Annotated in this window: 27 protein-coding genes; 6 read left to right on the top strand and 21 right to left on the bottom strand. The window is 68.1% G+C overall.

The window, feature by feature from the left end; genetic code table 11:
- Positions 1–8 precede the first annotated feature (8 nt).
- Genes KV110_RS14240 through KV110_RS14160 form a run of 17 tightly spaced genes read right to left on the bottom strand, consistent with a single transcriptional unit; the run spans position 9 to position 15,019 of the window.
- Positions 9–1,211: a DegT/DnrJ/EryC1/StrS family aminotransferase gene (locus KV110_RS14240; RefSeq protein ID WP_218476547.1), complete on the bottom strand. Its 1,203-nt coding sequence runs from the start codon at positions 1,209–1,211 to the stop codon at positions 9–11.
- Positions 1,208–2,389, bottom strand: coding sequence for a glycosyltransferase (locus KV110_RS14235; RefSeq protein WP_218476546.1), 1,182 nt, complete (start codon positions 2,387–2,389; stop codon positions 1,208–1,210). Before KV110_RS14235 ends, KV110_RS14240 begins: the two co-directional genes overlap by 4 nt.
- A complete protein-coding gene (locus KV110_RS14230; RefSeq protein WP_218476545.1) occupies positions 2,389–3,549 on the bottom strand; it encodes a nucleotide disphospho-sugar-binding domain-containing protein in 1,161 nt (386 codons plus the stop codon). Before KV110_RS14230 ends, KV110_RS14235 begins: the two co-directional genes overlap by 1 nt.
- A gap of 17 nt (positions 3,550–3,566) precedes the next feature.
- Positions 3,567–4,319, bottom strand: a complete 753-nt coding sequence (locus tag KV110_RS14225; RefSeq protein WP_218476544.1) for a VC0807 family protein — start codon at positions 4,317–4,319, stop codon at positions 3,567–3,569.
- Positions 4,316–5,521: an FAD-dependent oxidoreductase gene (locus KV110_RS14220; RefSeq protein ID WP_218476543.1), complete on the bottom strand. Its 1,206-nt coding sequence runs from the start codon at positions 5,519–5,521 to the stop codon at positions 4,316–4,318. The genes KV110_RS14225 and KV110_RS14220 overlap by 4 nt, the downstream gene beginning before the upstream one ends.
- 45 nt (positions 5,522–5,566) lie before the next feature.
- Positions 5,567–6,526, bottom strand: coding sequence for an amidohydrolase family protein (locus tag KV110_RS14215; protein ID WP_218476542.1), 960 nt, complete (start codon positions 6,524–6,526; stop codon positions 5,567–5,569).
- The gene (locus tag KV110_RS14210) at positions 6,523–8,970 is read right to left on the bottom strand and encodes a PEP/pyruvate-binding domain-containing protein (protein ID WP_218476541.1); all 2,448 of its coding nucleotides are present in this window, start codon (positions 8,968–8,970) and stop codon (positions 6,523–6,525) included. The genes KV110_RS14215 and KV110_RS14210 overlap by 4 nt, the downstream gene beginning before the upstream one ends.
- A gap of 2 nt (positions 8,971–8,972) precedes the next feature.
- Positions 8,973–9,293 carry an antibiotic biosynthesis monooxygenase family protein gene (locus tag KV110_RS14205; protein ID WP_218476540.1) on the bottom strand — a complete coding sequence of 107 codons (321 nt, stop codon included), beginning with the start codon at positions 9,291–9,293 and terminating at the stop codon, positions 8,973–8,975.
- A complete protein-coding gene (locus KV110_RS14200; RefSeq protein ID WP_218476539.1) occupies positions 9,290–9,661 on the bottom strand; it encodes an antibiotic biosynthesis monooxygenase family protein in 372 nt (123 codons plus the stop codon). The genes KV110_RS14205 and KV110_RS14200 overlap by 4 nt, the downstream gene beginning before the upstream one ends.
- Entirely contained in the window at positions 9,661–10,389 is a 729-nt protein-coding gene (locus tag KV110_RS14195) for an SDR family NAD(P)-dependent oxidoreductase (RefSeq protein ID WP_246634527.1), read from the bottom strand. Before KV110_RS14195 ends, KV110_RS14200 begins: the two co-directional genes overlap by 1 nt.
- Positions 10,390–10,420: 31 nt before the next feature.
- Entirely contained in the window at positions 10,421–10,900 is a 480-nt protein-coding gene (locus KV110_RS14190) for an anthrone oxygenase family protein (RefSeq protein WP_218476538.1), read from the bottom strand.
- Positions 10,900–11,415: an SRPBCC family protein gene (locus KV110_RS14185; RefSeq protein ID WP_218476537.1), complete on the bottom strand. Its 516-nt coding sequence runs from the start codon at positions 11,413–11,415 to the stop codon at positions 10,900–10,902. The genes KV110_RS14190 and KV110_RS14185 overlap by 1 nt, the downstream gene beginning before the upstream one ends.
- Entirely contained in the window at positions 11,412–11,738 is a 327-nt protein-coding gene (locus KV110_RS14180) for an acyl carrier protein (RefSeq protein WP_218476535.1), read from the bottom strand. The genes KV110_RS14185 and KV110_RS14180 overlap by 4 nt, the downstream gene beginning before the upstream one ends.
- A gap of 47 nt (positions 11,739–11,785) precedes the next feature.
- Entirely contained in the window at positions 11,786–13,024 is a 1,239-nt protein-coding gene (locus tag KV110_RS14175; RefSeq protein WP_218476534.1) for a beta-ketoacyl synthase N-terminal-like domain-containing protein, read from the bottom strand.
- A complete protein-coding gene (locus KV110_RS14170) occupies positions 13,021–14,286 on the bottom strand; it encodes a beta-ketoacyl-[acyl-carrier-protein] synthase family protein (RefSeq protein WP_218476532.1) in 1,266 nt (421 codons plus the stop codon). Before KV110_RS14170 ends, KV110_RS14175 begins: the two co-directional genes overlap by 4 nt.
- Before the next feature lie 2 nt (positions 14,287–14,288).
- Positions 14,289–14,699 (bottom strand): cupin domain-containing protein, encoded by a 411-nt coding sequence (locus KV110_RS14165; RefSeq protein WP_246634526.1) that lies wholly within the window; start codon positions 14,697–14,699, stop codon positions 14,289–14,291.
- Entirely contained in the window at positions 14,696–15,019 is a 324-nt protein-coding gene (locus KV110_RS14160) for a TcmI family type II polyketide cyclase (protein ID WP_218476530.1), read from the bottom strand. Before KV110_RS14160 ends, KV110_RS14165 begins: the two co-directional genes overlap by 4 nt.
- Positions 15,020–15,169: 150 nt before the next feature.
- On the opposite strand from KV110_RS14160, the gene KV110_RS14155 reads away from it, so the two are divergent.
- The 6 genes from KV110_RS14155 (at position 15,170) to KV110_RS14130 (ending at position 20,974) form a co-directional block, all read left to right on the top strand.
- A complete protein-coding gene (locus KV110_RS14155) occupies positions 15,170–16,210 on the top strand; it encodes a methyltransferase (RefSeq protein WP_218476529.1) in 1,041 nt (346 codons plus the stop codon).
- Positions 16,207–17,349 carry a cytochrome P450 gene (locus tag KV110_RS14150; protein WP_218476528.1) on the top strand — a complete coding sequence of 381 codons (1,143 nt, stop codon included), beginning with the start codon at positions 16,207–16,209 and terminating at the stop codon, positions 17,347–17,349. The genes KV110_RS14155 and KV110_RS14150 overlap by 4 nt, the downstream gene beginning before the upstream one ends.
- A 17-nt stretch (positions 17,350–17,366) precedes the next feature.
- Positions 17,367–18,563, top strand: coding sequence for a cytochrome P450 (locus KV110_RS14145; RefSeq protein WP_218476527.1), 1,197 nt, complete (start codon positions 17,367–17,369; stop codon positions 18,561–18,563).
- Between the two features lies 1 nt (position 18,564).
- Positions 18,565–19,722 carry a glycosyltransferase gene (locus KV110_RS14140; RefSeq protein WP_218476526.1) on the top strand — a complete coding sequence of 386 codons (1,158 nt, stop codon included), beginning with the start codon at positions 18,565–18,567 and terminating at the stop codon, positions 19,720–19,722.
- Positions 19,719–20,159: a pyridoxamine 5'-phosphate oxidase family protein gene (locus KV110_RS14135; RefSeq protein ID WP_218476525.1), complete on the top strand. Its 441-nt coding sequence runs from the start codon at positions 19,719–19,721 to the stop codon at positions 20,157–20,159. Before KV110_RS14140 ends, KV110_RS14135 begins: the two co-directional genes overlap by 4 nt.
- Before the next feature lie 113 nt (positions 20,160–20,272).
- Complete coding sequence (locus KV110_RS14130) at positions 20,273–20,974, top strand: VC0807 family protein (protein WP_218476524.1); 702 nt, start codon at positions 20,273–20,275, stop codon at positions 20,972–20,974.
- 118 nt (positions 20,975–21,092) lie between these two features.
- Here the strand turns inward: KV110_RS14130 and KV110_RS14125 are convergent, their stop codons facing one another.
- Genes KV110_RS14125 through KV110_RS14110 form a run of 4 tightly spaced genes read right to left on the bottom strand, consistent with a single transcriptional unit; the run spans position 21,093 to position 25,781 of the window.
- The gene (locus tag KV110_RS14125; protein ID WP_218476522.1) at positions 21,093–21,467 is read right to left on the bottom strand and encodes a hypothetical protein; all 375 of its coding nucleotides are present in this window, start codon (positions 21,465–21,467) and stop codon (positions 21,093–21,095) included.
- A 24-nt stretch (positions 21,468–21,491) separates the two neighbouring features.
- Positions 21,492–22,670: a cytochrome P450 gene (locus tag KV110_RS14120; RefSeq protein WP_218476521.1), complete on the bottom strand. Its 1,179-nt coding sequence runs from the start codon at positions 22,668–22,670 to the stop codon at positions 21,492–21,494.
- The gene (locus KV110_RS14115) at positions 22,663–24,750 is read right to left on the bottom strand and encodes a non-ribosomal peptide synthetase (RefSeq protein ID WP_218476520.1); all 2,088 of its coding nucleotides are present in this window, start codon (positions 24,748–24,750) and stop codon (positions 22,663–22,665) included. The genes KV110_RS14120 and KV110_RS14115 overlap by 8 nt, the downstream gene beginning before the upstream one ends.
- Positions 24,747–25,781, bottom strand: a complete 1,035-nt coding sequence (locus KV110_RS14110) for an LLM class flavin-dependent oxidoreductase (RefSeq protein ID WP_218476519.1) — start codon at positions 25,779–25,781, stop codon at positions 24,747–24,749. The genes KV110_RS14115 and KV110_RS14110 overlap by 4 nt, the downstream gene beginning before the upstream one ends.
- Positions 25,782–26,008: the final 227 nt, after the last annotated feature.

Genomic DNA, 26,008 nt, shown 5'->3' with positions numbered 1-26,008 from the left:
CGGCCTCGTCACGCCGCTCGGCGGGTCCGTGCCAGGGCGTCGCGGATGGCGTGACCGTTGTGGGCGATGACGCCGAGCAGGCCGCAGATGCGGTCGATCTGGCGGGGTTCGAGATCCACTCCGGTCGGCAGGACGAAGGTGTCGCGGGCGACCCGATCGGTGCCGGGGAAGGCGCGGTCGGTCTGATAGGGCGCCATCCGATGGCAGCCCGGATAGAAATATCTTCTGGTATAGACATTTTCGGCGGTGAGCACGGCGAGCAGATCATCGCGGGACAATCCGATCCGATCGATATCGCAATCCACGACCGCGTACTGGTAGTTGCTGCGTTCGGATTCGTCGATGTCGAGCAGGGAGAGCCCCGCGATGCCGCTCATGCCCTGCCGATACCGGTGATAGTTCTCCCGATTGCGCGCCACGAAGTAGTCCATCGAGTCCAGCGAGGTCAGTCCCATGGCGGCGGCGGCCTCGCTCATCTTCGCGTTGGTGCCGACCTCCGCGATGTCATCGCCGCCCGAAATCCCGAAATTTCGTAGCCGCGCGGCGGTTTCGGCGATCTCCGGATCATTGGTGACCAGGGCACCGCCCTCGAAGGTATTCACGAATTTGGTGGAGTGGAAGCTGAACACCTCGGCCGTGCCGAACCCGCCGATCGGCCGACCCGCGTAACCGCAGCCGAACGCGTGCGCCGAGTCATAGATCAGGGCAAGACCGAACCGGTCGGCCAACTCCTGCATGGCCTCCAGCGCGCGCGGCCTACCCCAGATGTGTACGCCGAGAATGCCGGTCGTGCGCGCGGTGATGGCCTGTTCGACACTGCGCGGATCGGCGCTGCCGGTCAGCGGATCGACATCGCAGAACACCGGTTTCAAGCCGAGCCAGGCCGCCGCGTGCGCGGTCGCGGCGAAAGTGAAGGCGGGAACGATGATTTCGCCGCGCAGCCCGGCTGCCCGCAGGGCCAGTTGGAGAGCGGAGGTGGCGTTGCAGGTCGCCACGCAGTAGCGAGTGCCCGCTGTCTCGGCGACCCGGCGTTCGAATTCGCGGCTCAATTCGCCGCCGTTGGACAGCCATTTCGCGTCCAGCATCCGGTCGAGCCGGTCGAACAGCACGGCCCGATTGCCGATATTGGGTCTGCCGAAGATCACGGGGGTGTCGAATGCCGGTCTGCCGCCGAAGATCGCGAGTTCGGCCCCGCTCCACTTACCCGTCACAGCAGTGCCTCCAGATCGTCGAGCAGCACATCCACCCCGGGCAGGGCATGGATCCGGCGTTGCAGCCTGCGGGCCGAGCGGCGGAAGTCCGGCTCGGTCAACGTCCGAGCGCAGGCCCGCGCCACGGTGTCGGCCGAAACCTGTTCCAATGGAACAACAGTCGTGGTGCCGGTGGCCTCGGCCTGTGCGGCATTGTGCCGATGGTCGTCGAGCACCGGGATATTGACCATCGGCACCCCGAGCCGCATGGCCTCTTTCATACTGTTCAACCCGCCGTGGGTGACGAACAGGTCGGCCCCCTCCAGCATCAGCGGCTGATCAACGAAGTCGACCAGCCGGACGTTGGGCGGCAGTTCGCCGTAGGCATCGGTGCTGCCGTCCGCGCCGACCGCGAGCACCGCGGTGCAGTCGACCCGACCCAGTGCCTCGATCACCGTGCGCACGAATCCATCCGCACCGGGCAATCCGTAGACGACAGTGCCGAAACCGGCGAAGACGAAGGGGCGCGCAAGGTCGAGTTCGGCCAACCAGTCCGGCAGCCGGTCGCTCTGGAAACCGGCGTTCGGGTGGCGGTAGCACCGGGTGTTCGGCAGGATCATCTCCGCCGCCGAGTATTGCGGTGGCAGGAAATTGGCGTGCAGATAGTGGTAGAGCCGCGCGCCGGCCGGGTCGGGGGGCAGGCCGAACCGCGCCCTGCCTTCCGCCAGCCGTACCGCGATTTCGGCACCTGCCATCGCTTCGACACCGCCGAACGACGCGATCGAAACATGAGGTATGCCAAGCACTTCCGCCGCCAGGTAGCCGCCGAGTTCATCCAGTTCGCGAATGACCAGGTCCGGTCGCCAGTCCTCGGCGATCTCCAGCAGATCCGCACAGGTGGCCTGCCCCATGTGACCGGCAAAGCCCTTCGACATCCTGCGCCCGAGCACCCGGAACACCTCGGCGGCGGCGAGAAAGTCCAGTTCGCGCAGATTCGCAGGCAGCCAGCTCGCCACCTCGGCGCGCCAGTCGTAACCACCGACCAGATGCGGCAGCCCGTACGCGGCGATCTCCGCTGCCTGGGGCTGGGGTGCGAGCACGGCCACCTCGTGGCCGCGCACGCGCGCCGCCCTGGCGATCGGCACCAGCGGACGCAGGTGTCCACTGGCGGGCTGGGTGGTGAAGACGATGCGTGCCATCACCGTGCTCCGGCCAGGTCCGCCAGCGCGCCGACCACTTGGCCGACCGGCGGTTGTGCCCGCATCTCGTCGCGCAGTCGCTCCGCGTGAACGCGAAACTCGGCGTCCGCCAACAACTGCCGTACCTCCGTACGTACCGCGTCCGGCTCGAGTGTGCCGCCGAACAACCAGCGGCACGCGCCCGCCTCGGCGAGCTGTTCGGCATTGGCCACGTGATCGGTGAACAGCGGCGTGAGCAATTGCGGCAGACCGTAGAACAGCGCCGTCATCAGCGCTCCGCCACCGCCCTGGTGGATGACCAAAGCGCAGTCAGCCAGCAGCAGATGCAATGGCGTCGGGCCCAGGAAGGTCACCGACTCGCCCTCGGCGAAGCTCGGGGCGGCGCCTGGATTCATCAGCGCCACCACCTCCACGTCGAGCCCCGCCAGTCCGGCCAGCACGTGCTCCGCGAACGGGATGGCGCGTCCGGCAAGTTGTTCGACCGCACTGCTGCCCAAGACGCAGATCCGTGGCCGCCGCGGCGGCGGCAACCCGACATCGGCGGCCGCCGCCGGGCCGTTGTAGGGGGCGAAGCGGATCGGCAAGGTGTCCACGCCGGTGTCGAACTGCAAGGAGGCCGGACACGGGTCGACGGTGACCGTGCCCAGCGTCTCGACGCCGTCCAAGCCGAGTTCCGCGCACAGCTCGCGCAGCGCGAGCGGCTCGAATTCCCTTGTCCGATAGGTGTAGTCGATACCCCAGAGGTGGCGGACCGCTGGAATGCCGAGCACCGCCGCGACGAGTGGGCCCGCGTAGGTGGTCGGGTCGAACACGATCAGATCCGGTCGCCAGCGGCGCGCGAAGTCGAGCAGCGGGCCGACCGATCGCTGCGCGATCACCCGGTAGGTCGCGACATTGCCCGCGCCCCAGTGCTGGATATCGCTCCAGCGCACCGGTTCCGGCTGTTCCACCAGCCAGCTGAAGTACTTACCGGCCTGCGCGCTCAGATCCACCTCCTCGCCGACGGCGACGGCGGTCAGCCCGGTCGCCCGGATCGCGGGCACCAGTTCGGCCGAACTGGCCACCACCACCTCGTGACCGCTCGTACGCAGGCCCCAGCAGAGTTGCACCAGCGGGGTGAGGTGGGACTGCCACGCCCAGGTGGTGACGATGACGCGCATATGCGGCACTCCCCCGTTCAGGCGTCGACAGCGGAGTCCCGCTCCGCCGCGATCGATGTGCGCTCGAAACCTATTGGCCGGACTGGTGATTCGAGCACCAGCAGGGGCTCGGTTGGCTTGTCGGCGATGGCACGGCGCAGCGCAGCACGCAACGGCCCGGCCAACCGCACGGTCGTGAAGATCAGCACCGGCAGCGTGACCAGGGTGGGCAGCTGCCCGGCGAATACCGCGATATCCAGCGGCGTGCTGTAGATGATGACCACCCTGGTCACCGCCGAGGCAATGAACCCGAGCCCCCACAGCAGATTGATCAACCGCAGGCGACGACGGAAGTGCGCGTCGTCGTTCCACCCGCCCTCCCATGCGGCGATCAAGCGCGGATCGCCCTTGGTGACGAACGGCGCGACGACATCGAAGACCACCGCGCGACCGACGTAATTGGTGATCAACCCGTACACCCCGCCGACGAACGGCATCACCGCCGATTTGGCGAGCACCAGCCTCGGGTCGCCGGTGATGAACACCAGCAGCAAGGTTGCCAGCAACATCACCAGGATCATCACCGAAAACGCGTTCACCCTGCGTTCGGTGGCTACTCGCCACACGGTGCGCAGCCCGGCCACCACAGCGCCGACCGACAGCGCGATGACCGGAGAGACACCGAACACCAAGTGCAGCACCACAAAGCTGATCACCGGCGCGGCCATATCGAGGGCCATCGGTGCCGCCGCGGCGACCGCGGGATAGCGCGTCAGCGCGGTCGAGCTCATCGCGCACCGCCTTTCACCAGAGGTCCGGTCCGGAACAGCTGTTCGGACCCGTGCAGCGAATTGCGCACGGCCGCATAGCCGTACTCGCGCATCGCCGTCTCGTATCGGCCGACCGCCACGACCGGATCCGAACCCGCGACCACTGCGCCCGTGAGTTGTTCGGTCAACAAGGCCGCGTCGCGCAGTGCGGTGTTGGCACCGATGCCGCCGACCGGTGCGGTGGCATGGATGGCGTCGCCGAGCAAGGTCACCCGGCTCGGCGACCAGTCCGCTCCCGGTTCGGTGACCCGGATCGAGAGCGGAAAAACGTCGTCCACCAACGATTCCGACATGATGCGGCGCAGCAGCGGACTCCAGTCCTCGGTGTGCTCGAGCGCCAGACGGTGCAGCTGAGCGGGCGAGAGCGCGAAGAAGCGCGCGTCATCGACGCCGAGAACCTCTTTCGGCGCGACCAGCGTCCACTTCAGATAGCTCTGCACCGGGTCGATCGCACTGCCGGGGGCGAACCGCCGCACCGCCTCCTCGACATCGGTCTGCGGCTGAAAGATCCCGCACGCCAAAGTTTTCGGTCCGGGCGCCAGTACCGGCCTGGAACCGCCGAACAAGACGGCAGGCACCCACGACAGGGCCGCCGCATCCAGGTTCATCTGGCCATAGATGGCCCGCAGGCCGGTGTCGAGCAGGCCGACGTCGGGCAACAGCTGACCGCGCACCGCCGAGCCGATACCATCCGCGCCGACCAGCACATCCGCCATCCAGGTGGTCCCGTCGGTGGTGTGCACGCGGACCCGTTCGCCGACCTCGTACCCGACGACCGCGGTGTCGAAATGGACGCTGTCCTGCAGGCCGGTCAACAGGATCTGGCGCAGCGTCCGGCGATTGACCACGGTGCTCGCCCGCGCCGGATCGACGGCGGTCCCGGCAGCCTGCACCGAGAAGATCTCCCGCAGTTGCTCGTCCAGTCCGATCCCCCGCGACATGTACAACGGGTTCGCGGTGGCCATCGCCAGCTCGTACAGGTTCTCGGGCAGGCAGGCCGACAGTGCGGCGCGGCCGTGCGCGTCGATCCGCAGCCGCAGCCCCTGGAACCGCGACCGCGCCGACGAGTCCCGCTCGAGCACGGTGGCCTCGATCCCGTTCTTGCGCAACCCCTGGGCCAGGCACAGTCCGCCGACACCCGCACCCGCAATCACCACATGCATCCGCAACCAGATCCTTTCGCAGTGAGCCGTGGCCAACGCTGCCCGTTACTGTTCGAACATCGCTGGAATCGGGCTGGGAGCCGCACCAGCGGACCAGCCGGTGAACAGCCTGCGGGCCGTGCGCGCACCGGCCTCCGCCGCGCCGGGAAGCCGCGCGTACTGCTGCTCGAGTGCCGCACCCGCGGCAGTGACCGCGGCGTGCGGCGCGGCGCACCAGTCGGTGCCGAACAGGATCCGTTCGGGCGCAACCGTGGCGAACAGACCCGGCAGCGCCGACGGACCGGCCAGCGCGGTGTCGTAGTAGAAGCGCCCGAGCTGATCCCGGACCCGCACGGGGTCCGCACCGAAGAAACCGTGCGCCAACGTTTCCACCCGGAACGCCGCGTACGGCAGGAAGCCACCGGCATGCGCGAGGACGAAGGAGATATTCGGATAGCGGTCCAGTGCGTCGGACAGCACGAGACCGATGGCCCCCCGGGTGGTGTCGAGCAGGAAGTCGGCCAGCACCGCGGGCACCGACGAACCCGCGGAATCCGGCGGCATCATCGGATGCACCAGCACGACGGCATGGCGTCGGTCCAGTTCGGCGAGCACCGGCTCGAACAGCGGATCGCCGAGATAGTCGGAGCCGGAATGCGGGATCAGCACGAACCCGTCGGCGCCGAGTATGTCCCGCGCATACTCGATCTCGGCCAGTGCGTCATCGATATACGGGATCGGCAGCGCGGCGAGCAAGCCGAACCTCCCCGGATGCGCACCGGCGAACTCGGCGACGGCTTCGTTGGCCTCGCGGCAAAAGAATTTCGCGGTGGCCGCGTCCGGAAGATATTCGACCGGAATGGGATTGGAGATCACGGCATAGTCGATGCGCTGTTCGGCCAGCACGTCGAAGGTCTCCGACAGCGTCCAGGGAATCTTGAACGGCGCCCCCATCCGCCGCATCAGGGCGGCGATCCGCGGCACGATGGCGTGATGGTGCACGTCGATACGGCCCGGTACGGTCATCGCAGTACTCCGCCGCCCTCGGTATCGAGCACCCGCACCACACCGGCGGTGCCGTCGACCTCGACCAGTTGTCCGTCGCGCAGCAGCTCGGTCGCGCCCGTCGCCGCCACGACGGCCGGGATGCCGTACTCGCGGGCGATGATCGCCGGATGGGAGAGCAGACTTCCGTTGTCGGCGATCAACGCGCCGAGGCTGGGGAACACCACCGACCACTGCGCGGTCGTCTCGGGGCAGACCAGGACGTCACCGGCCCGGATCTTGCCGAAATCCCCTGCCCCCAGCACGATTCGGGCCGGGCCTCGGTACCGGCCCGCTGCCGCGGCGACCCCGGTCAACGTCCCCTCGGCGGCGCTCGCGCCGTCGGGCTGCCCGCCGAACAGGCTCATCGACCAGGTCGCGATGTCCATGACATGCGACGCCGCGGCGGAGGGCGGCGTCATCTGGGGCTCCAGCGTCATCGGCTGCGGCGGTGTCCCATAGGTCGGTGGTCCGGGATGGGTGGCGGCCCAAAGGTGTCTGCCGCGCCCCGTTCGCACCGCACCGTCCCGGTCGACGCCGTCGGAAAGTGCGGCGAGTGCGTCCCGATGGTCCAGATAGAACACGTCCCCCGCTTGGCCGATCACCTCGCGAGCGGCCAGCCGTCGTCCCAGATCCAGGACCGCATAACGCACCAGTGCCCACGTCGACACGGCGAGATAGACCTTCTCATCGCGCACCGGCGCGGCTGATTCCGCCGCGGCTACGGCGCGGAAGAACTGTTCGCGCCGCTCGGGTGGCTGGTCGGCCAGACCCTCCTGCGCGGCGGCCAGGGATTGCTCGACCCGGGTGCGCAGCGCCGCGCGTTCGACAGCCAGGTCGAACGGCGAATCGATTTGTGCGAACACCAGATTCAGCAGGATCTCCGGCTGCTCGGCGAAAGTCGGCTCGGTGAGATCGAAACCGAGGGTGCGATGACCGTGGTCGCGGACGTAATCGGCGAACGCGGCCGCGAATTCGGCGTCGATCTCCGGCAGCCGGGCGGCGGCGTCGCGAGTTCCAGCGGCCAGGGCCTGCCGGACCGCGGGTTTGGCGGCGGCCAGGCGAGCGAGTGCGCCGAGCCCGACCGCCGCCGCCATGTGTTCGCCGGTCAATCCGCCACGCAGGCCCAGTGTTTCGGCGGCGGACCAGCCGAGCAGTTCTTTGGTGAGCACACCCAGCTCGCCGTTGAGGCAGACTCCCGCGCCGGTGAGCCGGAAGTACGCCAGGTGCAGCTCGCTGAACAGGTCCAGCAGATCGGCGAAATACGTGCCGAACGCCGCGTCGTCGAGTTCGGCGAGGGACAGCGACACCGGACGCAACGCATCGATCCGTTCGGTGAACTCTCGGCGCTGCACCGAATGCCACTGTGCGACCAGCTTTTCCGGTGCCCCATCGGCAAGTTCGACGGCTATCTTCTCCAAACGCTCGATCAGCGCGGGCATGGTGTCGGGCGGTGTCGTGGTGTAGATCCAGCCGCCGATCGCGTGCACCGCCAACCGATTTCCGGTGGTGAAGGCGAAAACGCCCGGCGCGGCGGCGTCGAAGACGGGCAGGAAGATCGATTCCTGAATGGGCGTCCACGGCGCGGACACGCGCGCATCCTTCACCGAGAACCCGTCGGGCACGACGATCGGGATCGGAATCGGCTCGACCGCCGCGGCCAGTGTGGTGATCGGGCGGGCCTGCACCAGCCACAGCCCGGTCTCGTCGAAGGCCCACTCGATATCCTGGGGTGTGCCGAATTCCGCCGCGACCTGGACGGCAAGCTCGGCTACCTGAGCCGCCTCGGCGGCGGTGAGACCCGCCGAGCCCGCCGCGGAACGCAGCACGGCCTGCCCATCCCGCACGGACCATTCGTCGGCGACCGCGGAGCCGTCCATCAATTGTTCGGCCAGGCCGGACACCGCACTGACCACGGCTTCGTCCGGATCACCGGTCACCGGATTCACACTGAACGCCGCACCGGCGGCGCGGGCCTCGACCATGCGCTGCACCAGCACCCCCATGCGCGGCGCTGCCACGCCCGCCGGATCGTCGGCCCCGCGGTACACCGCGACCCGCTGCGAGCGCGCCGAGCGCCAGCAGGTGTCCACCGCGGCCAGCACAGCATCGATGCCGTGCACATTCAGCGCCGATTCATATTGCCCCGCAAACGATTTCCCGGCCAAGTCCTCCTCGATGCCGGAGGAGCGCACCGCGACGCCCACCGTGTCCGCGTCCAGCTCGGCCAAGGCCGCCGCCACTTCCGCGACCAGATCGGGCACGGATTCGGCCGTCTCCCCCGCCTCGGCGGCCTGCCAGTCGATCGCGAATCCGTCCGGTACCGGGAATCCGGCCCGCCGCAATCGGGCGAGCACCGCGGCCTTTCGGCCGACCCGTCCGGTGTCCTCGATATCCAGTTGCGACAACGCGATGACGTGGACCACGCTCACTCCGATCGTCGGGCTCGGTGGGCGGCCGCCACCTCGAAGACTTCGAACACCTTGCCGCGCGAGTCGTCCTGATACGGCCGCAGCGGTGAGGTGGCGCCGCGATGTGCCTGACCACTCTCCCAGGCGCGGAACGCGGGCAGCGACTCCCATTCGCTCAGCACCGCACCGCTGTCGCCCGCACCGCGCAACAGTTCGTTGCCGAGCAGTCCGGCTGTGCCCGCGAGGTCCGCGCTGATGCGGTGGTAGGCGTCCTCGACCGCCGCGGCGTCGGCGTCGGTGATGGACAGATAGACCAGGACCCGGACGCGTCCGGTCACGCCGAGGCCTGCTGCCGGGTGAATTGCGCACCGGCCGAGTCTGTTCCTGTCGATGCGGCACCGGTCAGGTAGTGCAGCACGGTGGCCACCGCCATCGACCCCTTGCTCCGATACGGGTGCAGCCGGGAACGGTGGTGCAGATGCTCCTCGCTGCGCTCATAGGTCCGGAACGACGCCTCGTCCACCCAATCGCTGACGATGTAGTACACCGCCTGCTCCTCGGTGCTGCGGGAAAGCCACTGCCCCAGATTGGCGGGCTGGCCGGTGATGATCGACGCGCCGTCGAGCCATGCCCGCTCGAATTCGGCCTCCTGCCCTGGGTTCACCTCCATCCGCAGCATCACCCGGAATACCGTGCTCTCGGTCATCAGATACCTCCGTCGACGTGAATGGTTTCGCCGGTGACGTACGCGGCCCCGTCGCCGGCCAGGAAGGCGACGACGGCGGCGATATCGGCGGTCGCGCCCAGCCTGCGCAGCGAGGTCATCCCCTCGTATCGAGCGATCACCTCGGCGGGCAGTTCCACCTCCGTCGCGGTGACTCCGGGGGCGACCAGATTCACCCGAATACCCTGGGGACCTAGCTCTTTCGCCAATGACCGGGTCAGTCCGATCAATCCGGCCTTGGCGGCGGTGTAGTGCGCGCGCAGCGGAATGCCGACCGTGGCGACCCGGGAACCGATATTGATCACCGACGCGCCGCGGTCCAGCAACGGCAGCACCTGCTGGGTCACGTGGAACGCGGCGGTCAACCCGGTATCGATGACCCGATGCCATTCGGCCAGTGGCAATTCCGCGAACGGCACATGGCTGATCGCGCCCGCGTTGTTGACCACCACATCGAGCTTGCCGAAGCGTTCCCGGCAGGTCTGCGCCAAGGCGATCACCTGATCCGGGTCGGTCACATCGGTCAGCACCAGGTGGTGCTCGCCGCCGATCGTGGCGAGTTCCTTCTCCAGCACGTCGATGTGGTCGCCGGGGGTGTGATAGCAGGCGATCACCTGCGCACCGGCCTCGGCCAGCGTCCGGGTGATCGACGCGCCGATGCCGCGTACCCCGCCGGTCACCAGTGCCGTCTTGTTCGCCAGCGCATTCATGATCTCGACTCCTCTTGCTCTCGAGCTGGATTCACCCAGCGAAGGCGGTGGTCAGCACCGCGATGACGAAGGCGGTCGATGCCGACCCGGTGCGCACGACATTCCAGCGCCGCCAGTGCCCGCGCGGATCCCGGTCGGACCAGTCGGCGGGCGGATGATCCGGATCCAGGCTCGCCACATAGCGATTCACCGGCAGGTTCTTGGTCACCGAGATGAGCACGGTCCCGGCCAGCAGCACCGCCGCGAGCCCGAAGCCGATCCGGACCGGGCCGGAATCGGCGACCAGGATCGCGAGCACCAGGTACACCAGCAATGCGGTGAGATTCAGCGCTGGCATGATCGGATCGAAGCGCGGCCACATGAACCGCACTCCCGCAACGTATTCCCGGTAGGACTGCACGCCCTGGTAGGGCGCGACACCGATCACCGTGGCCAGCATGATCCCGGTCGCCAGCCCGTTGGCGGCGATCCCGACCGCCGCAAGCACCGGCCCCGCCGCACCCGTTGGCATCAGCCCGCTCCGTCCGCGGCATGGCGCGCCTCCAGGATCTGCTTGATCCGGCTCATTTCCCGCGGCGTGTTGGTGTTGATCCGCTCGGCCATCTGCTCGTCGGTGACCGGTGCGGTCGGCTTCAGCCGGAAGCGCTGCTGCCAGCGCATCCGCACGCCCTCCGCCTCGGGCGTATATTCCCAACGCAGGTACATGAATTCGAAGGGGCCGGTCTCCACGCGCCTGGCATGCACCACCCGACCCTCGGGATCGAGGCGCCGTTCGGACACCCAGCTCCAGACGGCGCCGTTCGCGTCCGGGTGCATGGTCAGCCGGAAGCGCACGTAATCCGGTCGCTCATCGAGTATTTCGACGGCGGCGTACTCGCTGAACAACCCGGGCCACGCGGACACGTCGTTGGTATCGGCCCAGACCCGATCGAGCGGGGCGTTGATCACCACCGCGTTCTCGGTCACCAGGCCACCGCTGGCCGCGTGCGCGAAAACCGTGCCGATCTCGGCATCGACGCCGGTCATGACTGCGGCACCGGGTTGTTGCCGCGCTGAACCAGTGGCGTCGACGTACTGGTCAGTGCCGCCAGTGGAGCCTCCGCGAGCAGGGCGTTGACCGCGGCGATCAGCTCGGCCGGTGTGCTGGTCCCGGTGATCTGCCCGTCCTCCAGTCGAACGCCGAATTGCCGCCTGATGAGCGCCTGCGTCTCGATCAACGCCAGCGAATCCAGGCCCAGCTCCTCGAATTCGATGGCGGTGATGTCACCGGCGACACCGAGTTCCTCGTCCGGTTCGCCGAAGGCTTGGACCAGAATCGGTCGCAGATCCTCGATCGTGAACTCAGCCATCGCTGTCCCTCCTGTTGCGCGAAATTCGAACGTTGCGGCCGAGGCGTTCATGACGTCGCGGCCAATACCATCGCGGAGTTGAATCCGCCGTGCCCGCGAGCGAGCACCACCGCATACCGCAGCGGTCGCGACCGTGAGCTGCCGATGACCAGATCCAATTCCGGATAGGCCGAAGTGATCTCGCCCGGTGTCGGCGGGATCGTCTGATGGCGCAAGGCCAGCAGGGCGGTGGCGATGTCGAGGGCCGAACCGCCCGCGTACAGCCGACCGGTCAACGCCTTCGGTGCGGTCACCGGCACCGCGCGCGGACCGAAGACCGCGGAGATGGCCGCCGCCTCGGCGGCGTCCAGCTCCGGAACAGCCATCGCGTCGGCGAAGACGACACCCACCTCGCCCGGGGCGCAGCCCGCATCGGCCATGGCGCGCACCAGGACACGGCGCAGACCGGCCCCGGTCGTCGGGGCCGCATCGAAACCCGCCGCGTATCCGGCGATCCTGCCGTAGCCGACGCCGCCGCGGGCGGTGACTTCGTCGGCGGCCTCGACGGTGAACATCGCGCCGCCCTCCCCGGGTACGAAACCGCTTGCGCCAGCGTCGAAAGGCAGATAGCCGCGAGTGGGATCGGTTGCCGCACTGAGTAACCCACCCGCGATCTGGCAGGAATAGGCGTAGGGCGACAGCGGGGCCTCGGTGCCGCCCGCGAGCATCAACCCGGCGCCGCGGCGCACCTCCCGACGCGCCTGCGCCAGCGCGTCCAGACCCGCCGCCTGCTCGGTCAGCACGACCGAACACGGGCCCTTCGCGCCATTGCGAATCGACACCTGCCCGGTCGTCGCCGCGTAGAACCAGGCGATCGATTGGTACGCACTCACCTCCGCCGGGCCCGAAGCCCACAGGTTCGCGATCTCGCGCTGGCCGAATTCGTTTCCGCCGGAGGAACTTCCGGTCACCACGCCGATAGATTCTGCGGGCAGGCCCGCCGGGTCCACCCCGGCGTCGGCGATGGCCGATGCCGTCGCGGCGAGACCGAACCAGGTCCACCGATCGGTCTGTACCGTCAACCGGCGCGGGATATGTTCGGCGGCAACGAACTCGGGAACCGGAGCGTGGAGAATGCTGAGGTACCCGCTGTCGCGGTACTGCTCGTTTACCCGAATTCCGCGCACGCCGGATAGGCACGCCCGCCAATGCGCGTCCGCACCGACACCGGTCGGAGCGACGATACCGATCCCGGTCACCACCGCCTCGACGGTTTTCGAGCGCACATCGGCCACATCGATACTCATCGCACGGCTCCTACTTCGGCCAGCACCATCGCGGACTGGAACCCGCCGAAACCGCTGCCGACCGTCAGCACCGTCCGCAGCGACGCATCGCGCGCGGTCCGCGGCACATAATCGAGATCGCAGAACGGATCCGGCTCGTACAGATTCGCGGTCGGCGGCACCACCTGATGACGCAAAGCCAAAGCGCACGCGGCGATTTCGATCGAGCCGATCGCACCGAGCGAATGTCCGACCATCGATTTGATCGAACTCACCGGCACCCGATACGCGTGCGGGCCGAGCGCTCGCTTCAACGCCATGGTTTCGTGCCGATCGTTCTGCTGAGTGCCTGATCCGTGCGCACTCACGTAGTCGATGGCGGTCGGGTCGAGCCGAGCCCGGTCCAGGGCTGCGCGGATGGCCCCGGACAGCTCCAGCCCGTCCGGACGCAACCCGGTCATATGAAATGCGTTGGCCTGGCGGCCTTCACCGGCCACGGCGCAATAGATGTCCGCGCCGCGCCGCCGCGCCCGTTCGGCGGTCTCCAGCACGAACATCGCCGCGCCCTCGGCGAGGACGAAACCGCTGCGCCTGCGATCGAACGGGCGCGAGGCGCCGGCGGGATCGGAGTCGTCGGCGGTGGTCGCCAGGATGGCGTCGAAGGACGCCGAGGAGATCGGCGAAATCGGCGCCTCGGTCGCACCGACCACGGCCACCTCGGCCGACCCCTCCCTGAGCAATTCGGCCGCGTGCGCCACCGCATCGATGCCCGCGGTGCAGCCGGTGGAGATCATCGCGCACGGCCCGCCCGCGCCGAGGGTCCGGGCCACCTCGGCGACCGTGGCGGACGGCACGAGATAGGTGTAGGCGTGCGCGGACAGCGCCGCGGCGTCGACCAGCCAGCGCGCGCCGGACCCGCTGATGTTCACGAATTCGTGCTCCAGGCTGGTGGTCGCGCCCACCGCGCTGCCGATCACCACCGCGGTTTCCGCGCCGCATTCGGACAGCTCGATGCCGCTGTCCGAGATCGCCTCCGCAGCGCTGACCAGCGCGAACTGGGTCATCCGGTCCAGTTCGGCGGCCTGACGCCGGTCCAGGCCGTTGGCGGCGGGATCGAAATCGACCTCGGCCGCGATCCGCGACCGGAAGGCCGACGCGTCGAAGAGGGTGATCGGCCGGGTCGCGGTGCGTCCGTCGACCAGTAGCTGCCAGAAGTCTTTGCTGCCGACACCGCCGGGCGCCACCACCCCGACTCCGGTGATCACCGGCGTGCGCGCGTCCATGGTTATCCGGTCACCTGCGGCTGGGCGGCGTCCGGATCGGGTAGCGGCTCGGTATCGACGTGGCCGAGCGCGGGCTCCGGCGCCAGCGGCCCGAGCTGGAATACCGCTTCCGCGGGCACCGTACCCCGGTTCTCCACCCGATGCCGCACCCCGATCGGCACGAAAATCCCACTGCCCGTGGCGACTTCGAGCGGCTCGCCGTCCAACAGCACCGTCAGCGAACCCGAGACGACGTAGAGGAACTCCTCCGAATACGGGTGGTAGTGCTCGCTGACGAACTCGTCCGGCGCCAGCCGCAACACACCCAGAAATCCGGATGTCGACTCGACCGTGCGCGGGCTGAGCAGCACGCGCAGGTCGCCGCCGCGCCGCCGATTCGGCTCGACCGCGGCCGCCGCCACCACCCGCGTCACGGCCGCGTCCACTGATAGAACGGCCGGGCCATCGCGTCGGCCGGACTGCGCCAGCTCGGCGAATAGGGCTCGATGAACGGCAGCAGACCGTCGTTGATCTCCCGGAACAGCGGATGGTCCCGCACCTCGGCGACCCGGCCCGCCACCGCCGCGTCGGCCTCGATCAGATGGAAATACAGGTCGTGGAAAGCGAACAACGTGCGCCGCCGCACCCCGACCAGATGCGGCAGTTCGGTCTCGTCCGAACGCGCGAACAGCTCGGCGACCCGCTCGCTGTCCCCTGGCCGCATCCGCGCCACGATCAGACTGAGCTCCGACATCTTCGCTTCTCCTCACGTTGCTCAACGCCCCCAATGAGATTCGCCGGACTCTGTCACTTCCTGATCGAGCCGCACTGTGGACTCGATCGAAGACAGCAGGTCGAGAGCTGCTCCAGCGATCGTGGAGCGCGCGAACCGACGATCGCTCGCATGTCGACCGAGACCACCACGGGTGGGCAGGCCCAGCAACAGCTCCTCGGATTGCTGGCCGGAAAGATGATCTCCGCGACCATCTGCACGCTGGCCCGAATCGGCATCGCCGATCACCTCACCGATGGCCCGCAACCGGTGACCGCGCTGGCCACGGCCACCGGGACCGACCCGGACATGCTCTACCGCTTCCTGCGCACCGCGGCGGCGGTCGGCGTGTTCACCGAGCATCCGGACAAGTCGTTCGAACTCACCGAAACCGGTGCGCTACTGCGCTCGGACGTAGACGGCTCGCTGCGGTACCTGGCCTACCTCTACGGCGAGGAAAGTGTCTGGAACTGCTTCGCCTACGCCGCCGATACGCTGCGCACCGGCAAACCCGCGGGCCCGGCCCTGCGCGGCGGACGCGGCTGGTTCGACTACATGGCGGACAGTCCGGAATACGCGGAGGTCTTCCATCGGGCGATGACCGGGGTGAGCAATCGCGCGCCGGAAGTGGCCGCTGGCTACGACTTCAGCAGGTTCGCGACGATCGCCGATATCGGCGGCGGGCAGGGCAGGCTGCTGTCGGCGATCCTGGCCGCCAATCCGCAGCAGCGTGGTCTGCTCTTCGATACCGAATCCGCGATCCGTGGCGCCGAGCCGGTGCTGACCGAATTCGGGGTGCGCGACCGGGTGGACTGCGTGGTCGGCGACTTCTTCGAGAGTGTGCCGCCGGGGGCGGATGCCTACCTGCTCAAGGCGATCCTGCACGACTGGAACGATGCCGACGCGCTGCGCATCTTGCGCGGTATTCGCGCCGTAATCGACGAGGACGCGCGGGTTTTCGTGGTCGAGGCGGTGGTGCCCGGACCGGGCGAATGGCACTTCAGCAAGGCGATGGATATCGCCATGGCGGTCAGCCTCGGCGGTAAGGAACGCGACCTCGACGAATGGCGAGAACTGTTCGCACAGGCCGACTTCCAACTCGTCGGTGCCACCCGCACCGCGCCGCCGCACTGGCTGATCGAGGCCGAACCGGTAGCGAGGCAGCGGCGATGACCGGTGATTGCCCCTACCCGTTCGCCTGGCCCGCCGACCTGACCCAGCCCGAGGCGCTGCGGCTGGCGCACCGCGACCCGTTTCCGGTGGTGACCCTGCCCAGCGGGGATCAGGCGGTGCTGGCCACCCGTTACCAGACCATCCGCACGCTGCTCGCGGACCCACGAATCAGCAAGGACCGCAACCGAACCGGCGTGGCCAAGATGACCACCCGGCCGCAGAAGGTGTTCCAGCGGCCGGTCGATATGTCGCCGCCCGCGCACGCCCGAATGCGGCGGCTGATCGCCCGTGAATTCACCGCCGCCCGCGTCGAGACGATGCGACCGCGCATCGCGGCCATCGCCGAAGAATTGCTCGATCGGATGGCGGCGACCGGATCGGCCGAGCCGGTCGATCTGAACACCGCTTTCGCGTTTCCGCTGTCGATCCAGGTCATCTGCGAATTGCTCGGTGTCCCCGCGCAGGAACGCCACCATTTCGGCGACACCAGCAGGCCCCCCTGGGACTACATGCGCGCGCTCATCGAACGCAAACGGCAGGATCCCGGCTCGGATCTGATCAGCGCGCTGATCACGGTGACCGACGCCGACGACGGTCGCCTCACCCCGGATGAGCTGCATTTCTGGTCCACCTTGCTGCTGCTAGCGGGCTATGAGACCACGGCGAACCAGATCGCGGGCGCGGTCGTGCTCTTGCTGAACCACCCCGGCCAACTGGCGCTGCTGCGCGCCGATCCGACCCTCATCACCGGTGCCGTCGAGGAGTTGCTGCGCTGCCAGGTGGTCGGTACCTCGCTGTCGATGCTGCGCTACGCCACCGAGGACGTCAGCATCGACGATCGCGTTATCCCCAAGGGCACCAGCATCATTCCCGCACTCGAATGCGCCAACCACGACCCCGGCGTATTCGCCGAACCCGACCGGATCGACCTCACCCGCCGCGACGGCCAACAGCTGACCTTCAGCGTCGGCAGGCACTTCTGCCCCGGCGCACCGCTGGCGCGCGCCCAGCTGCAACTCGGCATCGGCGCGCTGATCGAACGCTTCCCCACGCTGGAGCTCGCGGTGCCCGCCGAGCGACTCGGCCGGGTCGACGACCATTTCTTCCAGGGCTTCCGCACGGTCCCCGTGCGGTGGTGAACAGCAGGAAGGCGAACATGACCGCCGCAGACCCCGTCCACTATCCCTTCACCCGGCCTGCCGCGCTGGAACCGCCACGCGAGCTGTTCGGACTGTCCGAATGTCCGATAGTTCCGGTCCGGCTGCCGAGCGGGGACGACGCGGTGCTGGTCACCCGGCACGCCGATATCCGCGCGCTGCTGGTGCATCCGGCGGTGAGCCGCAATCTGAACCGGCCGGATGCCGCCCGAATCAGCAAGCACAACAGCATGTTCCAGGACGCGAAGCTGGACCCCGACCCGCCGGAGCACACCAGGGTGCGGCGGCTGGTCATGCAGGCGTTCAGCCCCGCCAGGGTGGCGGCACTGGAACCGTTCATCGGTGCGGTCGTCGACGAACTGCTCGACGCGATGGCAGCGCACGGCGGACCGGTGGATCTGAATCAGGCCTTGGCGTTTCCGCTGCCGATCCGGGTGCTGTGCCGACTGCTCGGCGTCCCCGCGCAGGACGAGGCGCGCTTCCGCGGCTGGACCGAGCACTTCCTCTCGGTCAGCCAGTTCAGCGGTCCGGAGATCGGGGCCGCGATGCGAGAGATGAACGAGTACATCGCGACGTTGATCGAGGCCAAGCGCGACGAACCGGGCGACGACTTGATCAGCGCCATGATCGCCGCGCACGATGCCGACGACGGCCGCCTGACCGGTTATGAACTGCACTGGTGGTGCCGTCTGCTACTGCTGGTCGGCTACGAGACGACCGCGAGTCAGCTCGCGGGCACCGTCGCGCTGCTGCTCTCGCGGCCCGATCAGCTAGCCCTGCTGCGCGAGGATCCCAGCCTGGTACCCGGCGCGGTCGAGGAGGCGTTGCGGTGGAAGCTGGTCGGCTCGTCGGTGTCGATGCTGCGCTATGTCACCGCCGACATCACCATGGATGGTTACACCATTCCGGCGGGGACCAGCGTCATTCCGGCGGTGGACGCCGGGAACTTCGATCCCGCGGTGTTCGAACGTCCCGAGGAATTCGACATCACCCGCACGGACAACGACCACCTCACCCTCAGCCGAGGGCCGCACTTCTGCATCGGCGCGGGCCTGGCGCGCGCCGAACTCACCACGGCGGTCGGCCGACTGATCACCCGCTTCCCGACGCTGCGGCTGGCGATTCCGGCGACCGAGCTGCGTCGGCAAGAGGGGGCGCTGCTGGAAGGTTTTCTCGGCATCCCGGTGGAGTGGTGAGATGCGCGTTCTGGTCGTCAACTGGGCGTGGCCCTCACACTTCATGCCGCTGGTTCCGGTCTTGTCGGCGCTGCGCGCGGCGGGCGCGGACGTGCGGGTGGCCAGTCAGCCGATGCTGCAACGCGTCGTCACCGACGCGGGCCTCGTCTTCGTCCCCGCCGGTGACGACGTCGACCATTCGGCTCTCCGGGCCCGCACAGCCGAGGCGGCACCGCGCGCGACCGAGATCTGGCAGGTCGACGAACGCACAAGGATGACACAGGTTTTCGCGGTCTTCGCCGAACGTGCGCGGCTGATGCTCGACGACACGGTCGACTACGCGCAACGCTGGCAGCCTGATCTGGTGTTCTACGAGCCGACCAGTTTCGCGGGTCCCCTCGTTGCCGGACTGCTCGGCGTGCCCGCGATCCGGCATATCCACGGCGTCGATATGACTTATCGGGCCAGGGAAGCCACGCCGGAATTGGTCGCGCCGTTGGCCGAGCAACTCGGCATCCCATTGCCGGATCTGCTCGGCACCCGCACGGTCGATCCGTGCCCGCCTGCACTCCAGATCCCCACCGAGACCACGTCGACCACCGTGCGCTACATCCCCTACAACGGGCCCGCGGTCATTCCGGCGTGGCTCGCGGAGCCGCCGACCGTGCCCCGGATCTGTCTGACCTGGGGTACGACGGTCACCGCGCAGGGCGGGGAATTCCTGCTGCCGGAGGTGCTGGCCGCACTCGACGGGCTCGAGCTCGATGTGGTGGTGACGGTGCGGGCCGCGGAGATCGAGCACCTCGGGCCGTTGCCGAGCAATGTGCGCGCCGTCTCCGGACTTGCCCTGCACCTGCTGGTGCCCTCCTGCGCGCTGGTGATCCATCAGGGTGGCTTCGGCACCATGCTCACCTCGGTCGATGCCGGGGTTCCGCAGCTACTGCTACCACAGTTTCCGCACCACATGCTGCCCGCCGAACAACTACGCGGCACCGGCGCCGCGGCGGTGCTTCCGGTCGCCGATTTCGACCGCGGTGTGGTCCGGGAACTGGTACTGCGGCTGGTCGGCGACTGTCCCGAGCGCGTCGCCACCGCGGAACTTCGCGCCGAACTGCGCGCACAGCCGACGCCCGCGCAGGTCGCGCCGGAGCTACTGAACCTCGGAAAGGGGACACCGTGAAGCAAGCGGCTCCGCGCGCACTGTCCGACCGCAAAGATCATGTTCTCGAACTGCTCGGCGGTGGTCATCTGTGGCTGGCCACCGCGGCCGATTCGGGGCCGCATCTGGTGCCGCTGGCCTTCGTCTACGGCGCCGGGGATCTGCTGATGGTGACCAAACCCGACACCAGGACCGCGCGCAGTCTCGACGGGTCCGGCCGGGTCCGGGCCGCGCTCGGCGATACCAGGGACGTCGTGCTCATCGACGGCGAGGCGACCCTGTTCGATCCGCGCGCAGCCGACGCGTCCATCGGTGAACTGCTCGACGCGCTGCCGATGGGACGTCGAGTGCCCGGCAGTGTCGGGATCAGGCTGCGGCCCGACCGCATTCAGGCATGGCAGTCGATGGCCGAGATCGGCGATCGCACGTTGATGTCGGGCGGCCGGTGGCTGGTCTGAACGCGACGGGACAGGAGATAACTCCCATCGAAGTCGGCGGTTTCGTCACTTCGCCGCGCCGACCTCGCCCAATAGCCTGAAATGGCCACCACCACAACCGATCAGGAGCATCGATGACGGTCGCGACGCCGAAGAAGACGAGCAGGTTCAAGGCACTGTTGCCGTTGTTCGGCAATGTGATCGTGTCGACCGTGCTGTACTTCGCCCTGCGCGCGGTCGGCTTCAGCGAGATCTGGTCACTGGCCATTCCCGGCATCATCGTCGCGATCACCACCACCGTCGGCAGTATCCGGCGGCGCTCACTGGACGTCATCGGCGCGCTGGTCATCGTGGAACTGGCGGTCTCCCTCGGCTTGGCGTTCGTCACCGACGACCCCCGCATCGCTGCCATCCGCCCCGCCCTGTACATGCTCACCACCGGCGCGTTCTTCCTGTTCACCTGCGTAGTCGGCAAGCCGGTCATGTACCTGCTCGCCACCCCCATGGCCACCAATGGCGGCGAACCCCGTCGAACCGCCGCCTACCACCGCGCATGGGACGAGGAGCCACGATTCCGCCGCCTAGAGCGCGTCATGACCGCAGGCGTCGGTTTGACCATGTTCCTCGACTCCGGCCTACGAGTAGCCATCGTCTACAGCTCCCCCGCCAGCGACCTCGACCGCTCCTTCCTGGTCTCCAACGGCGCCGCAATCGTCATGGTCGTCCTAGTAGTCGTGATCATGTTCACCTGCATCCCCCGCCTCTCCAAAATCGTCGACCAGGTCCAACAACGAATCCCCGCCGAACTCCCCCAAGACGAGGCCCGCACCCCCTGATCAGGCGCGCCTCTAATCCCAGCCACCCCCAACCCAGGCCTCGTCGTAGATCCCACGAACGGAGGCGGGTCGAGCTGCGGCCGCTGTCGTGGCCAAGCTGGTTAGCCACGGCACCCGGCTACGCGAGTTCGCTGCGGAGACGGCGTATTTCAGCGATGAGTCGCGGGATGTCGGTGCGGGCGTGTGCGATGAAGTCGTGGTCGGCGGCAGAGGCGGGCACGAGTCGTTGTCCGATTGCGCGTGACACGTACATGTCCGCTTCGCTGTCGTCGAGGCCGCCGATTCGGATGAAGGTGTCACCGCTGTCGTGGTCGCGCCCTTCGATGAAGGGTTCCCACGGTGGTGTGCTCGCCGCTCGGCATCTCGCCTCGATGGCGTCGAGTTCGTCGGCCTCGATTGGGCCGTAGTCGGCCATGTTGTCCTCCGTCGCACGATCTGCCGGTAGGCGGCAGATCCACGACACCATGGTGCCAGCGCCCGGGTGAACGTTCACGACACAGATAGTCAGGGCTTCGGGTCACCAGGTAATCGGTAGTGCGTGCAGACCGAATAGGACCGAGTCGTATTTGACTGCGGTATCGGGTAGTTCACCGGCCAAGCGCAGATCGGGGAGCCGGGATAGGAGGGTGGTGAAGACGATGTCCAGTTCGAGTTGGGCCAGGGCCGCGCCCATGCAGGCGTGGGCGCCGTGTCCGAAGGCCAGGTGGCGGCGGGCGTCGCGGTGGATGTCGAGGACGTCGGGGTTCGGGAAGACCGAGGGGTCCCGGTTGGCGGAGGCTGCCAATGGGATGACGCCGTCTCCGGCTCTGATGGTGGTTCCGGCGAGCTCGATATCCCTGGTGGCGGCCCGGCAGGTGGCGAGCTCGGCGACCGAGGTGTACCGGAGCAGTTCGGCGATGGCGGCGGGCATCGCGGCGGTGTTGCGACGCAAGGCCGCCAACTGCTCCGGATGACGCAGTAGCGCAAGGACTCCGAGGGAGATGGTGTTGGCCGTCGTCTCGTAGCCGGCCAGCAGGATGAGGATTAGGACGATCGTCATCGAGCGGAGTTCCAGGTCGCCTGAATTCACGTGCTCGCGCAGGACTCTGGAGATCAGATCGTCGTCGGTTGACCCTTGCTTGGCGCGCACCAACCGTTTGACGTAGTCGACCAGTGCCTCGAAAGGTTCGGCGCCGCCGTGGGTGATCACCCGCACCGTCAGCTCCTCGAAAAGCGCCGAATCGGACGAGGGCACACCGAGTATGCGGCCGATGGCCAGCGCGGGCACCGGCAGCGCCAGCGCGGCGACCAGATCCGCGGGTGGTCCCGTGTCGACGAGCCGATCGACGCGCTCGTCGACGCAGCCCTGGATGTAGGGGCGCAGCGCGGCGACATTGCGCGCGGTGAACTCGGGCGCGAACATGCGCCGGTGCGGTCCGTGCTCCGGCGCGTCCATCCCGACGAAAACCTTTATATGGCGCAGATATTCGGCCTCGTCGGTCAAGAATGGAAAACCTGGCGCGGCCCGATCGGCGCTGAGGCCGGGATCGGTGAGGACGGCCCGGACATCGGCATAGCGGGACACCAACCACACCGGCTTGCCGTTGTGCAACCGGGCGCAGCGCACCGGCTGATCCTCGCGCATCACCCGATACTCGGCGGGCAGGTCGAACGGGTTCGGACGGCGGAGCGGGAACGCCGGAACTGTCTCATTCATGTCGGTCCCCTTGTTCGACGAGCGACCTGTCCGCGGTTGTGCCGATGAGGTAACGCGGCGGCCGTGCACTATTGCCCAGTGCGGCAACGAATTCCGCGAAGGTCGGATGCTCGTAGAGCAGGCCCACCGGGACCCGCCGGTCGAGCTCCGCACCTAGCAACGCCACGCAGCGGACCGCCGACATCGAGGTACCGCCCGAGGCGAAGAACGATGTGGTCGGTCGCGGCGCGGCCGTGAGGCCGAGCAGCCCCGCCCACACCTCGGATACCGTCGCGGCCAAGGGATCTCGCCGCGAGTCGGCCAGGGCGATAGGCCGCGCTGATACAGCGGCCGGACGCACGCGGTGATCCGCGCGCAGACGCGCACGCTGCACCTTGCCGGAGCTGGTGCGCGGAAACTCGGCCACGGGCAGGACCCGCACCTCATCCACCGAGAAGCCGAAGCGCCGCGCGACACTCTCGCGAATCCGCGAGGCGACCTCGAAACCGGTACGCACGCAGACGAACACAACCCGGCACGGCACGCCGTCGGGCACCTCGATCACCCCGAACGCGGCATATCCGGCCAGCACGCCATCGACGCGCTCGACCACCGCTTCGACTTCCTGGCACGGAATATTGACGCCGTTGATGACGACCACATCATCGTTTCGCCCCGTGACGACAAGTGCTCCGCCCGTGACGAACCCCTGGTCACCGGTGGTGAACCAGCCGTCCACCGGTTCCCTGCCGTAATAGCCTGCGAACAGCGTCGCGCCACCCACCTGCACGGTGCCGATCCGATCCTCGGGCAGCACCAAACCGTCGGGTCCGACGACGCGAATCCGCACCCCCGGCACCGGCACACCGGTCACCGCCAGCTCCAGCCACCCGTCCTGGCTCTTGGCATCCGCAGATCGGACTCGCGGCGCGACGGATTCCGGGCGAACGTCCGACCCCGCAACATCCGGATCATGCCACACCCGTTGGTCCGGCCCATCCATCCGAACCCGCACTGCGGCGATCTTCTCGGCATCGCGTGACAAACGCGAATACACCACGCCGGAACCGGTTTCCGACATCCCCCAAGCCGGACAGAACGCAGCAGCCGACAGCCCGTGAGGCGCAAGCCGACCAAGGAACTCGTCGGCCACCGCGGCAACCACGGCCTCACCACCGTCGAGCACATGACGTAGCCGATGCAGATCCCACCGCCGATCCGGGTGCCGGCGAAGCGCCGAACAGACAAGCGCGAAACCGAAATTCGGCGCCCAGGTGGTGCTCGCCCGATGCGCTTCCAGCAGATCCAGCCAAGTCAGCGGATCACCGAGCACGCGCGCGGTATCCACCTGAACGAGCGAACACCCGAGAAACGCCGCTTGCACAACCCACATCACAATGCCGCCGACATGATCGAGCGGCATCCAGTTCAAGGCCACATCGGCGGCCCGCAAGTCATTGAATTCAGCTGCGGCCCAAGCTCGATGAGCCAAAGCAGCGTGGGTCAACAAGACGCATTTGGGTTTGCCCGTACTCCCGGAGGTGAGCAGTCCGATCGCGATATCCTGCGCTACTCGCGGCGCGGCAGGCAGTTCGGGCGCGCCATGCCACGATCGCCCGTCGGCATTCCACACATCGCCGTCCCGATCGACCAGCACCTGATATGCGACAGCAACGGCGGACACCACCTCATCGACCAGAACCAATGGGCCACCGAGCAGTTCATGCGCGGCACGAATACGCTCGACCCCCGCCGCCGCGTCACCGAGCGCCCCAGTGGCCCCCACCGGAACGGGCACCGCCCCTGCGATCACACATCCCCAGAACGCGGTCAGCTGCACCCGGGCGTCACCAGCGGCAATCAACACCGGTGTGCCAGGCGCTACCCGCTCGGCAATCCGCCGCGCCGACAATCCCGCCGCGCGAAGAAGATGCCGATAGTTCTGAAACCGTTCCCGCCCTTCATCATCGACATAGGTGATCCCCCGGCTCACTGTTCGCGCAGCGCGTTCCAACGCGGCAGGCAGCGTGCGCGGCCAGTCTTCCGGCGGCGCGGTGTCGGCCCCGGTCAACAGCGCCTGATCGGCAGTAGCCCCAATCACGAGCGGACCCCTTGCGCAAGGGCGCGTGCGCGCGCCGCAACCCGCAGCGTGCACAGCTGATCGTCGAAGCCGGGGGCGAGCACGGTCAGCCCCAAGGTGGTCACACCCGCCGCCGCATATTCCCCCATCCTGGCAGCGATGGTGGTTTCGTCACCGAGCAAAGCAGTGCGTTGGATCAACTCGAGCGGAACCGCCTCGGCCGCGGCGGCACGATCCCCGATCGACACCAGGTGGTGGACCTGCTGAACATGTTCGCCGTACCCCATGATGGTCGCTACGGTGGCGTACGCGCCCGCACCACGACCGAGGGCGAGAAAATTCGCGTAGTAGGGCCGCAATCCGACGGCAGCGGCTTCGGGATCGGGTCCCACACCGATGGGGACCGAGGGCAGGACCCGGAATCCGTCGAGATCCAGCCCCGCACTCCGGCGGCCCGCGCGTACGTGGTCCATCGCCCACGCGATGCGTTCGGGGGAGCAGAACGCGCCGATCCAGCCGTCCGCGATGGCCCCGGCCAGTTCGATGGCGCGGGGACCAACGCCGCCGAGCAGGATGGGCAGCTGTGGACGTGGCTCGATCGCGCGCAAGTGCGCGACGGCCGCGTCGTCGTCCGAGTTGTCCGGCGGCAGCCGCCAATGGTCGCCCGCGTATCGCACCGGTGCGCCGGACAGCGCCGCCCGCACCACCTCCACGTACTCGCGCAGCCAGGACAGCGGGCGTTCGATCTGCACCCCGTACCAGCCGCGCGATACTTCGGCGGCGGACACCCCGAGCCCTAGGTGGAACCGTCCGCCGGACAGTTCGTCGAGGGTGGCGGCGGTCAACGCGGTGAGCACCGGGCTGCGCGGCGGCGCCTGCATCAAGCCGGAGGCCAGCGTGATCCGGGTGGTGACCGCCGCCGCCGCCCCGAGCACGCTCACCGCGTCACCACGGAAGCCCTCGGGAGCGAGTGCGTACTCGAAGCCGAGCTGTTCGGCGGCCGAGGCGATGCGCAGAGCGTGCCGCGGGGACAGGAACACCGCAAGCCGCATCCAAACCTCCTCCTCGCGCCGGGCACTGCCGCGCTCGAACGATTCGCCGTCGCACTAGAGGATCGGCCGTGCCGTACTCGACACCGGCGCATCGGATCTCAGGACAGCGGGACCCGCGGCGCCGCGCGCCCGGACACACAGTGCTGCTGGAGCGATCTTCGAGCGCACCGACGGACCCTGTGCGCACGGACTCTCGCGGGCCGGGTATTCGGCCGCGAATCTCTCCG

It is taken from the genome of Nocardia iowensis (assembly GCF_019222765.1).
Lineage (GTDB): Bacteria > Actinomycetota > Actinomycetes > Mycobacteriales > Mycobacteriaceae > Nocardia > Nocardia iowensis.
Note: the sequence above shows the minus strand (reverse complement) of the source record. Positions and strands in the feature narration are given on the sequence as shown.